This is a genomic window from Scytonema sp. PCC 10023 (assembly GCF_963920835.1).
In the GTDB taxonomy this organism is placed as follows: Bacteria; Cyanobacteriota; Cyanobacteriia; order Cyanobacteriales; family Nostocaceae; genus Kalymmatonema.
This window is the reverse complement of sequence record NZ_CAWUDP010000027.1, coordinates 14,893-27,503: the sequence shown is the minus strand read 5'-3', so window position 1 is coordinate 27,503 and position 12,611 is coordinate 14,893. Positions and strand designations below refer to the sequence as shown.

At 48.0% G+C, this 12,611-nt stretch carries 5 protein-coding genes; 4 read left to right on the top strand and 1 reads right to left on the bottom strand.

Annotation, left to right across the window (positions count from 1 at the left end; all coding sequences use genetic code 11):
• Nucleotide 1 precedes the first annotated feature (1 nt).
• Both ACM0OZ_RS17750 and ACM0OZ_RS17745 read left to right on the top strand, forming a co-directional pair.
• Entirely contained in the window at nucleotides 2–2,350 is a 2,349-nt protein-coding gene (locus ACM0OZ_RS17750) for a response regulator (protein WP_414584145.1), read from the top strand.
• A gap of 7 nt (nucleotides 2,351–2,357) precedes the next feature.
• On the top strand, nucleotides 2,358–6,734 hold the full coding sequence (locus tag ACM0OZ_RS17745) for a PAS domain S-box protein (RefSeq protein WP_414584144.1): 4,377 nt from the start codon (nucleotides 2,358–2,360) through the stop codon (nucleotides 6,732–6,734).
• 226 nt (nucleotides 6,735–6,960) lie between these two features.
• Here ACM0OZ_RS17745 and ACM0OZ_RS17740 read toward each other — a convergent pair whose 3' ends face one another.
• Nucleotides 6,961–8,505, bottom strand: a complete 1,545-nt coding sequence (locus ACM0OZ_RS17740; RefSeq protein ID WP_414584143.1) for a DEAD/DEAH box helicase family protein — start codon at nucleotides 8,503–8,505, stop codon at nucleotides 6,961–6,963.
• A gap of 1,539 nt (nucleotides 8,506–10,044) precedes the next feature.
• Between ACM0OZ_RS17740 and ACM0OZ_RS17735 the strand changes: the two genes are divergently transcribed.
• Complete coding sequence (locus ACM0OZ_RS17735) at nucleotides 10,045–11,025, top strand: YegS/Rv2252/BmrU family lipid kinase (protein ID WP_414584142.1); 981 nt, start codon at nucleotides 10,045–10,047, stop codon at nucleotides 11,023–11,025.
• 30 nt (nucleotides 11,026–11,055) lie between these two features.
• A complete protein-coding gene (locus ACM0OZ_RS17730; RefSeq protein WP_414584141.1) occupies nucleotides 11,056–12,606 on the top strand; it encodes a metallophosphoesterase family protein in 1,551 nt (516 codons plus the stop codon).
• Nucleotides 12,607–12,611: the final 5 nt, after the last annotated feature.

Sequence of the window (12,611 nt, the reverse complement as noted above, 5' to 3'; positions counted from 1 at the left end):
TATGTCAGAACCGTTAGTCACAATCTTGCATGTTGACGACAACGAAACCAACCGTTATGTTGTCGCTCGCGTCTTGCGAAATGCTGGCTTTGCGGTGATGGAGGCGAGTACAGGGGAGGCGGGGTTGCAGGCGATCGCTCAAGCTGGACCGGGATTGGTGATTTTGGATGTCCAGCTTCCTGATACTAACGGCTTTGAAGTTTGTCGTCAGATTAAATCCAACCCAGTGACTGCCAATCTTCCCGTGCTTCATCTGTCTGCCCATTTTACTGAAAGTCGGGACAAAGCTCAAGGGTTAGACAGCGGTGCAGATGCTTACCTGGCGCAACCTGTCGAGCCGATTGAATTAATTGCGACGGTGAAAGCGTTACTGAGGATGCGGCGGGCTGAGGAGTTAGCTTCAGCTATGGCGCGGGAGTGGCAAACAACTTTCGACTCGATTAGTGATGGAGTTGGCTTACTCGACAAGGAAGGTAAATTCCTGCGTTGTAACAAAGCCATGACAAAGCTTTTGAACAAACCGTCTAGCGAAATCATCGGCAGGCGGCATCAGGATCTGATGCAAATGGCACTCGGCTGCGATGTCACTCCCTTCCTTCGTGTTCAGGAAACTCGACATCGTCAAAGCTTGGTCATTCACACTCGGGGACAGTGGTTTTCTGTCACAGTCGATCCGGCGCTGGATGAGTTTGGAGGGTTTACTGGTGCTGTTTACAACCTCGCTGATATCACGGCTCAAAGGCAGGCAGAAATAGCATTGCGTTCCAGCGAAGAACGGTTCCGCTTACTGCTGGAGAACGTCAAGGACTACGCAATTTTCTTCTTAGACCCACAAGGGCGGATTAACGGTTGGAGTTTGGGAGCCGAGTATATTTTGGGCTATCAGGAGGCAGAGATTTTAGGACAGCCTAGCGGCATTATCTTTATACCAGAAGACTTGCAGCAGGGGGAAGACAAGAAAGAACTGGAACAGGCAGTCACAGAAGGGCGGGGTGAGGATGAACGCTGGCATGTGCGGAAAGACGGCAGCCGTTTTTGGGGAAGTGGCTTCGTCACACCGTTACGAGATGAAGCTGGACAGCTACGAGGCTTCTGTAAAATTATGCGTGATCTCACTGAGCGAAAGCGAGCCGAAGATGAACGCGCCCAGCTCCTTGAGCGCGAGCAACAAGCACGAAGTGCAGCAGAAGCAGCCAATCGCATGAAGGATGAATTCTTGGCGACTCTTTCCCACGAATTACGCTCTCCCCTGAATGCGATGCTGGGGTGGACGCGCTTACTCAATACTCGCAAGTTTGACGAAGCCACAACTGCACGCGCAATGGAAACGATTGAGCGCAGCGCCAAGTCACAAGCGCAACTGGTTGAAGATTTACTCGATGTCTCGCGTATTATTCAGGGTAAGCTCCGGTTGAATGTTCGTCCCATAGAATTGGTGCCGGTGATTGAAGCAGCGCTGGAAACAGTGCGTCCGGCTGCTGATGCCAAAGAAATACAACTCCAATCAGCGCTTGACCGAACAGCAGGTCCAGTTGCGGGCGACTCTGACCGTTTACAACAAGTTGTCTGGAATTTATTATCTAATGCAATTAAGTTCACTCCTAAAGGAGGACTGGTGCAGATCCTGCTGGAGTGTGTTAACTCTTATGTTGAAATTACGGTTACAGATACAGGCAAAGGGATCAGCCGTGAGTTTGTCCCTTATGTGTTCGAGCGATTTCGGCAGGCTGATAGTTCCACGACTCGCACGTACAGTGGATTAGGACTGGGGCTGGCGATCGTCCGTCACCTGGTAGAGTTGCATGGAGGCACAGTTCATGCAGAAAGTCAAGGTGAGGGCAAAGGAGCAACTTTTAAAGTTAAGTTGCCACTTGTGAAAGAAAGCAGAACCAGGGAACAGCAAGCCAGGAAAGAAAATATGCCTCCTGTGCTTTTGTGTAGTTCTACACCTCTGCCCATACTTGATGGCTTGCAAATACTAGTGGTTGACGATGAAGCGGATACACGAGAATTTCTCGTCGCCGCAGTAGAGATGTGTGGGGCGGAAGTTATTGCAGTTTCATCGGCAATTGAGGCAATTGAAGTCATCTCGCAACACAGATTCGATGTCCTTCTCAGCGATGTTGGTATGCCAGAAGAAGACGGCTACAGCTTAATTCGCAAGGTACGGAAGCTGCCGAAAGAGCAAGGAGGAGATATTCCAGCAGTAGCATTAACAGCTTATGCTAGGGAAGAAGACCGGATGCGATCGCTCTCCCAAGGGTTTCAAATGCACTTGTCTAAACCTGTGGAGCCAGATAAATTGGCAACTATGATTGCAAGTTTGGTAAAAAAAACTGCAAAAAGTTAAGACAGTTATGGAGCATGACAGCTCAACACCCTCTCGAATTCTCCTTGTGGATGATGACGCCCTGATGCGAGATTCATTGAAACTCCTGCTAGGTCAGCATTATCAGGTGATGGTAGTGGATGGATCTGCTGCGGTAACTGCAATTCAACAGCAGGTTCCCGACCTCATTTTGGCGGATGTCCTAATGCCAAAATTGGACGTGTTGGCATTATTGCAAGTACTTCGGGCCGATCCTCAAACTCAAGAAGTACCCGTTATCTTGCTGTCTACTCCTGGTGACGAAGAGGCGTGCATTGAAGGGCTGGAAGCAGGAGCCGATGATTATATCATCAAACCTTTCTCTGAGCGTGAGTTGTTGGCGCGTATTAAAACAAAGCTGAGGATGACTCGGTTGCATCGCACAGCGGCGCATTGTGAACAGGAGTTGCACATTCAGGCAGAAGCGGCAGAAGCAAACCTAAGCAGTATCCTATCTTGCATTAAAGACCAGTTTTTGTTTCTAGACCGGGAGTGGCGCTACACCTATGTCAACGATCGCGTGATGGAAGTTGTTGGTCTGTCCAGAGAACAACTGTTGGGCAAAAGCATCTGGGAAGTGTTTCCAGACACAATCGGCAGCCAGTTTTACACCCAAGCGCATCGGGCAGTAGCAGAGCAAACCGCAGTTCAGTTCCAGTACTACTATGCCCCTTTACAGCGCTGGTTTGAAAACCACATTTACCCTAGCGAAAATGGTGTATCTATTTTAGTTACGGATATTACCGAGCGCCAGCTTGCTGAAATTGCTTTGCGCTCAAGCGAGGAGTTCAATCGGCAAATTTTTGAAAGTATTGCGGACTGCGTGAAAGTTCTCGATACGGACGGGCGATTGCTGACGATGAATACCCCAGGACTATGCCTGGTGGAAATTGACGATCTCACTCCCTTCATCGGGTGCCAGTGGGTCGAGTGGTGGGAGGGCGAGTACAGTGAGCCTGCCCACGCTGCGATGGCAACTGCCTTAGCAGGAGGCACAGGACGTTTTCAGGGGTATTGCTGCACCGCAAAGGGGACACCGAAGTGGTGGGATGTGCTTGTCACACCAATCTTAGACGTGCAGGGCAAGGTCGTGCGTCTGCTTTCTGTTTCACGGGACATCACCGAGCAAAAACGGAATGAGGCGGAATTAGGGGCACTGAAGGAGCAATTGACTGCCGAACTCGCTGACATGACCCGACTGCACTCCTTGAGTACGCAGTTGCTTCAAGACCGGGAACTGGAGCCACTTTTGCAAGAAATTCTGGAAGCGGCAGTTGTCCTGTTGCATGCGGATATGGGCAATCTACAAATTTACAACCCGCAGGAACAAAGTCTAAAGATTGTCGCTCAGTTCGGCTTCAAACAGGAATTTCTCGACTTTTTCCGCACCGTTACCGCAGAAGAAGGAGCGTGTGGCACATCAATAGGAGAACGCCGCCGGGTGATCGTCGAGGATATACAGACCGATCCGCGCTTTGAGTATTTACGTATTATCGCTGATAAAGCCGGATACCGCGCTGTGCAATCAACACCGCTATTTAGTCATAGCGGTGAGATTTTGGGAGTACTGTCCACCCATTTTCGACATCCGCATCGTCCGTCGGAACGCGAGTTGCGCCTGCTCGACTTATACGCGCGGCAAGCAGCACAATTGATCGAGCGCAAACAAGCAGAGCAACGTCTGCAACTCTATGTTGATGTTGTCCGCAATACTCAGGTTGGAATTGTCGTTTGGCAACTGGAAAATCTCAACGATCCTGGCTCGTTCCGCCTGTTAGTTGCCAATCCCGCCGCCTTAGAAGCCACTGGTATCAATTTTGAGCAATTAATTGGAACAACAATGGCTGAAAGTTTTCCCATGCTGCTACAAACGCCACTTGTGCAGCAGTATGCGGAGGTCATTCGTACAGGACTTGCCCTCGATTTAGGAGAAGTTCCGTACAGTGAGGACGGCATTACCGCAGGCATTTATAGCTTGAAAGCGTTTCCATTACCGAATCATTGTTTAGGATTGGCGTTTGAGAATATCACAGCGCGAAAACAGACCGAAGCACAGTTACAACAGAGTCAGCGCTTTGTTGAACAAATCGCTGAAACCGTGCCCGGAGTTTTATTTGTGTATGATTTGATTGAACAGCGAAATATTTACATCAATTGTCAGATTACGGACTTGTTGGGCTATACGCCCAAGCAAATTCAAGCAATGGGTTCAGATGTTGTTCCAACGCTGACTTACCCAGACGATTTAGCAGATTTATCCGCTTACTTACAGGAATTTCAGTCAGCACCGGAAGGAGCAGTTCGCGCAATTGAGTATCGCAATCGCCATGCCAATGGTGAATGGCGTTGGCTATATATTCAAAGCCTTGTATTTAATCGAACGGCAAATGGTATACCCCGGCAAATTTTGGGCGTTGCCATTAACATTACCAAGCGCAAACAAGCTGAACAAGCCTTGCGGGATGCACACGTGCAGTTAGAATCTGCTTTGGTGGCGGGAGCCGTTTACACGTGGAGGTGGCAAATTCCTGGCGATCGCGTCATCGTCAATGCAGCCTTCGCTCACTTGTTCGCAGTCGATCCAGTGGCTGCGGCAACAGAAGGGTTACCGCTTGAGATGTTTTTGCGTGCCATCCACGAAGAAGACCGCCCACGCATCGTAGCAGCGATTTCCCGGGCGATTGAGACGGGTGAGGAGTATATCGCCGAGTACCGCGTTCATACTGCCACTGGCGATGAGCGCTGGGTTGTCGCACGGGGTCGTGTTGAGTATGATGCTGCTGGCAAACCTCTGGCTTTCCCTGGCGCACTTGCAGACATCACTGAGCGCAAACGGGCACAAGAAGATTGCGATCGCTTCTTTCAACTTTCCCGCGATATGTTGGCAATCATCAATACGGATGGGTACTTCCTACAGGCGAGCCCGGCTTGGACAGAAACACTGGGATACACTTCAGAAGAGCTAACGACACAGCCTTATATCGAATTTGTTCATCCAGATGATCAAGCAAAGACGCGCTTTGAAGCGCAAAAGCTTGCCCAAGGCATACCAAGCGTTGCGTTTGAAAACCGTTACCGATGCCGAGATGGCTCTTACCGCTGGATTTTGTGGAGTGTTGCCCCCTTTGTCGAGCAAAAGCTCCTCTATTGTGTAGCGCGTGATATTACCGAACGCAAATCCGCAGAGGCAGAGATGGAACGGCTTTTGGCACGGGAACAAGCAGCACGAGAGACAGCCGAGGCAGCGAATCGCGTCAAAGATGAGTTTTTGGCAGTGCTGTCCCATGAACTTCGCACCCCCCTCAACCCGATTTTGGGTTGGTCGCAACTGCTGCAAAACCGCAAGCTGGATGAAAAGCGAACAAGTTATGCGTTGGAGACGATTGAGCGTAATGCTAAACTTCAGGTGCAACTGATTGATGACCTACTCGATGTCTCCCGAATCCTTCAAGGGAAGCTCAGCTTAAATGTCACTCCTGTTAATCTTACCACGACCATTACAGCGGCGCTTGAAACTGTGCGGCTGGCAGCTCAAGCAAAGTCGATTCAAATTCAAACGGCACTGGAGCCAAATATCGGGCAAGTGTTAGGCGATTCAGGTCGCTTGCAGCAAGTCATCTGGAACCTGGTTTCTAATGCCGTTAAGTTTACTCCCCAAGGGGGACGGGTGGATATCTGCTTGCAGCGCCTTGAGGCTGAAGCTCAAATCATAGTTAACGACACTGGCAAAGGCATTCATCCCGATTTCCTCCCTCATGTGTTCGAGTACTTTCGTCAAGCTGATAACGCCACGACTAGACAATTTGGCGGATTGGGATTGGGTTTAGCAATCGTCCGGCAAATTGTGGAACTGCACGGCGGTACTGTCTTTGCAGAAAGCAAAGGTGTTGATCAGGGAGCAACCTTTACCGTAAGACTACCCCTGATGCAGCATCAAAGCGAGATGCCTCAACATCTGAAACCGTCTGAACCATCTTTAGGGTTGCAGGGCATTAAAGTGTTAGTGGTGGAAGATACTGCTGATATGCGGGAGTATGTGACGTTTGTTTTGGAGCACTCAGGAGCAAAGGTGATTGCCGTAGCTTCAGCCGCAGAAGCCTTAGCAGTTTTAGCTCAGTTTCAGCCAGCGGTGTTGATCAGTGATATTGGTATGGCAGAGATGGATGGCTATATGCTGATGCGGCAAGTGAGAAGTTTACCACCAGAACAAGGCGGGCGAATTCCGGCGATCGCCCTGACTGCCTATGCAGGGGAGATCAATCAGCAACAGGCGATCGCGGCAGGGTTTGAGAAGCACATTCCCAAGCCCGTAGAACCAGCCGCATTAGTTGCTGTGATTTTAGACTTGATTCAAGGTGCAGATTAATAATACCAATTCAAAAAATGTTTGCGACAGATAACCTCACCCGCCCTATCGGGCACCTTCCCCAAGGCATCGCTTACAAACGTAGGTATTTTGTATTTGGTCATTTTTTGACTATTTCAGCCGATGCTTAAATCCTAAAACGACCAAACGACGTTAAACACTTGAGAATTTTCTCAACTATTTTCGCTCTGCCAAAAAACCTACCCTTGAAAGACCCCCTTTAATCCTATGCGGAATCCAATCCGTATAGGGACTGCATCTCCTGCCACTTGTGCCAAGCCCAGCCAGGTTTGTACTCCAATCTGCGGGCGACTTCCTGCCAATCCCTCAAGCTGAGGTTTAATTCTGGTAAATCTTTTAGTTGATGATAAACCCAGCCCTTTTGATATCCTTTCTCAAGTTGAATGTTGATAATTTTTTGTACCAGCGCCAGTTTTAGGGGGTTGTACTCAATAAGGATTTCTGCAAATTCGGCTGGCAAAACTTCCAAAATTGAGAGTTCTTCTCCTCCCTTTTTATTGCTTGGCTTATTGACAAAGATAAATTTTGTCTGACAAACCGGACAGGTAGCCATATTGCGTTCTCTCTCCCATTGGGTGGGACGAAATACGTGACGACAGTTGGGACATTGCAATACCCCAGGACCCGGCTTAAGGCTAATCGGGTCGAGACTCCAAGGAATGTCGTTATCGGGCCACGGCAGGTTGAGATGAGTGTCCGTGTGGTCGATAATGACGGCGTGAGTTTTATCGGGTGCAGGTCTAAGTGCTCTACCAATTGCCTGAAACCAAATCGTCAGACTTTTCGTGGGGCGGGTAAATTGAATTGCTTCTATAAGCGGAATATCCACGCCTTCGGTGACAATAGAATGCTGACACAGGACTAACACCCGACCTGCGGCAAATTCCGCCAGAATCTCTTGCCGTTTTGATGTGGGTGTGTCCCCATCCAAGTGTGCAGCTCTTATTCCTGCTTCTTGAAAAGCTAGGGCTAATTCCTTAGAATGGTCTACGGATACAGCAAACAACACCGTCCGGCGTCCAGAGGCGTGTTTTTTCCAGGTCTCAATCACATCGCCAACAAGCAAAGTCTTTTTGACGAACTTTTCCAGTTGGGCTTTGTTATAGTCCCCGGCTGTGGTTTTTAACCCAGCACCACTGGCACGAATGATATGTGCAGGTGCATAAAGTTTAAAAGGTGCTAAATAATCAGCGGCAATAAGTTGGTTAACAGACGGTCCACAAATTAACGATTCAAACCCTGGTGTAGCGCCATACAACCAACGCAACCCCCGACCATCTGTCCGCATGGGAGTGGCAGTACAGCCGATGATATAAGAACCTTTATCTGCATAGTGTTTAAAGACAGTTGCATAGGTGCGGCTGTGACAGTGATGTGCTTCGTCAAAGATGACAAGCGATGCTGGTGGCGGCTGACGGCGAATGAGAGTTTGGATGGACGCCACCTGTAGCAATGCATCGGGATTAGGTTTGTATCCAGCTTTAATAATCCCTACTGGGACACCGGCAACGGCTTCTAGTTTGCTAGCGGCTTGGGTGATTAATTCTTGCCGGTGGGCAATCACAAGTACCGGCTCTGATTGTTTAATGAACGAGTTAGCGATGGCACAGAAGATAATCGTTTTCCCGCCACCTGTTGGTAGCTGCACCATCACACGCTGTTCTCCCGCTCCCCAATGACAAAAGACTTGTTGGATGAGTGAGAGTTGGTACTCGCGTAACTGGATTGGTTCGGGAGAACTTAATGTCATTGCTAAGTTGCTAAAAATGAATCAACACGTGCAATCTTGATAGCTAGTAGCTAATAATGTGCGTGTACTAGTTTTGAGTTGCCTGAAAGTGACAACAGAGTTTCTTAAAATACTGATTATACTGCTATAGAAATCATACAGTCCAGGACACAACTGTTGTACGAACAAGCTATCAAAGCATATTGGGAGGGTGAGAACCCCTACCTTTTAAGGAGGGGATGAAACCCGACCCATAGGGCTTTAGCCCTTTGTTTCTCTTTCAATGAATTGTCTAACAGCTTCTCGGATTAAATCCCAATCGTGAACGCTCTGTTTTTTGAGAAAGTTTTGTTAAGTCTTGATGCTCTTTGTCTGAAAACCTAACAGTTAATTTTTCCATGACCTCGTTTTGGTGTTATAATAAGGTCATGCTAACACAGGATGAAAAACTCCAAAAACAAACGTGTTGGTAGTCTGAACCATGACAATTGAAGATATGGGGTTGTGTTGAAAAGTCTTTTTAGAGCCATCAACACGTAAAATCTTCATGGTTGGAAGATACCGAAGTAGCCGTACAGCCGTTGAATTGGTCGAGGCGGGTAGGGCTGTCTTACCCTCGTCAACATGTTTTACCAAAAACATGAGACAAAGTTGCGGTGAGACAGCGCTGCAGGAGGGTTTCCCTCCGCAGGCGACTGCGAACCCGAAGGGAGATGGGCTTTTAGCCCTCGGAGCAACAACAGTCTAGAATCCACGTTTTTCAAAGCGTGGAGAGTTCAAAAGAGTTAATTGAACGACTCCAACCTCTAAACATAGTCTAGGTTGGGGTTGTTCATTCGCTCACATCTTCTCATGAAAAATTGAGTATTATTAAACCACTAAGTATTAAGCACAAAGTGCTTTTTTTCGATAAAATGGCAACTTTGAAGGCTTTCGCGCCTTCCTGTATAGCAACGGCAGGCTGCAAGATCTCAACAGCCTAATCCCCCCCGATTCTGGTATTACCCTAAATTTTGTAAATGCCATCAATGACAAAGGGCAAATCGTGGGTATTGGCCTTCTTAATGGTCAACAACATGGTTTTCTTCTGACGCCGACCAAATAAAGATAAAGCGGTTGATTTCTAAAAGACCAAGCATTGCTGTCGTAGTCAGGATAATATTGCCGTTTTGGCACGCTTATGGTTCCATTTTTGACTTTCGGCAATCCGCATGGTTCCAATCCTTAGAGTTTTCTCTCGACAAATTGGTTTAATTTGAACTATATCTGTATCTGTCCAATAAGATATGGAAAGAAGTTTTTTCCGTGAACTGAGAAGCAGAACAATGGTAGGTTACGGCGCACCTTAGTTATCTAGAACACCTCAACTGTCGTGCGCCTAACCCACCCTAGATAATGGATAATTTATTTTTTGGTACTCCCTTTATTCATTTGACGAAGCTAAAAAACCCAGTCAATTCAAAACCAGACAAACCTGTCACTAGACAGAAGCTGGGATTGTGTAAACAAATTACTATAATAGACATTCGTATATTTGTTCTTAGACTATAATTGCACCCTATGAATCGTTCCGCCTGCCTTATCTTTAATCCGGTCGCGGGTCAGGGTGACTCAGAACAAGACTTGGCAATGATTCGGGCAATCCTAGAGCCGGAAATCGACCTGGATATTCAACTGACAACTGAAGAAATCAGCGCTGAAGAACTAGCGCATGAAGCGGTTAGGCGGGGTGTAGATACCATTATTGTGTCGGGGGGAGATGGTACTCTCTCTGCTGTTGCGGCTGCTGTAGTAAGTACCGATATTTCCTTGGGGATTATTTCACGGGGAACGGCAAACGCTTTTGCCACAGCTTTAGGAATTCCAGACACAATCGATGCAGCTTGTCAAGTCATTTTGCAAGGAGTGACTCGGACTGTGGATGCAGCTGATTGTAACGATCATCGAATGGTACTGCTGGTAGGAATTGGCTTTGAAGCTGAAGCCGTAGAAAGAGCAGACCGGGAAGCGAAAAATCGGTTTGGTGTTCTGGCATATATTCTTGCAGGGCTGCAAGAACTGCGGAATTTACATAATTTTGATGTAGAAATTGAAACAGAAGAAAAAATCATTAAAACTTCCGCAGCTTCAGTCACAGTAGCAAATGCAGCCCCTCCCTCTTCAATCTTGGCTCAGGGACCAGCGGGAATCATTGTGGATGATGGGTTACTAGATTTAACAATCGTGGCTCCGCTGAACAGAGCAGGAGCGATCGCCGCAGCGTTTCATCTGTTTCAAACTGCTTCTAGTGGCAATGGTGCAGAGCGAAATGACATTGGTTATTTGCGAGCAAAACAATTTAAAATCACAACTGACCCTCCGCAAAAAATTGTTGTTGATGGAGAAATTTTAGGGACAACTCCTGTAGAGATTCGCTGCATTCCGGCGGGTTTGAAAGTCTTTGTCCCTTCTATTGAAGAAGAGGAACCCGTAGAAAAACTGGAGGGACTGCCAAATTTGACGATTGAGGAGAAACCAAGCGCAGAAAACTCTCCTGATTAATGTCAGATGTGTATTTAGGAGAAAGTTGCGTTGAAACTCGTATCCGATCCGGCGATCGCCGACAAAATTCGCAAGATGAACCAGCGGGTGCGCTGGCAAGACCCCGTAATTCTCGAACGGGGGATTGACCAAACTCAGTTGGTGCTGGACGATGGAAGCTCTGACAATCCAGAGTTTTCATTTTTGGTTGTGGGTGACAGTGGTTCGGGAGGGCACCGGGGACACAATCCTCAGCGACAAGTTGCCGAACTGATGCAACCCCATCAGCAAGAATGCCGTTTCATGTTGCATACAGGCGATGTGATCTATCTGGTGGGGTCAAAGGAGTACTATCAAGAAAACTTTATCAAACCTTATCGAGAGTTTCTCGTAGGGGGAGAGCATCACAAGCGCATTGCCTATGACCGGATGATTTTCAAACGACCAATCCTACCTGTACCAGGAAATCACGATTACTACGATTTGCCACTTGTGTTTGGCTTGGTATCGTTTGCAACAATGCCGCTGCGTCGTCTCCTCCAGTCGGGGCTAGACTTAGATGTTGGCGCTCATGGTTCATGGCAAGGTGACGCTTATGCAAAGGCGTTCCTGGATTACCTGAAGGCGTTTATGCTTCCAGGGGATTTGGCTCGTCACCTAGAGGAACATTACACGGCAAAAACAGATACTGGTCGCTGTTTGCGCTACGAGCCGGGGCGTTTTACCCGCCTTCCCAATCGTTACTACAGTTTCCGCTACGGTGGAATAGACTTCTTTGCACTCGATTCTAATACATTTAACGATCCGCCGCCGTTACCTGCAACAAAACAAGGAGATGCTGAACGCAAGCAATTGGAGGTGCGCCGCGATGAACTCGAACAGCAGAAGATGCAGTTTATGGAGCAATCAGCAAACCTCAATCCAGATAACCCCCATGAAGCTGAGCAACTCGATGATATGCAGCAACGGGTATCACAAATTGAGGAAATAATTGTTGATATAGATAAGCAATTAGCCACTGACGAAAAAACAGTGACTGATATCGACCAGCTCGAATGGCTCAAGCAAAGACTGATTGAATCTTGGTATACCGCAGATGTTCGGGGAAGAGTGATTTATTTCCACCATCCTCCCTACGTGACTGAGGCGACGAAATGGCAACAGGCGCAAACTCTAGCAGTTCGTAACCGTTTACGGGAAGTGCTGAATGCAGTCGCTAAGGTAGTAGGTTCTAAGACTGGTGGTCGTCCTCTGGTTGATTTGGTCTTAAACGGTCATGCTCATTGCTTGGAACATCTTGAGACAATGGACACCGGAGGTGCTGATTCTCACATTCACTCGATTGTCTGCGGCGGGAGTGGCTATAGTCTGCGACGACAGCGGACGGAGGGAGCAGATTTGATGGAAAATCAGAAGTTAGTGGCGCGATCGCACCTTTTTATCGGTCGCAACGGTCAGGGTTCTCAAAAGCGGCGACCTTACTCGTGTCTGCGTATTGATGTTAAAGGCGATCGCAACCCCAAGTTCATCATCCGCCCCTTGGTTGCTGAATGGTATCAACGGCAGTGGCATAATTATGAAGTTGAGCCGTTTACAATTTGAGTTTG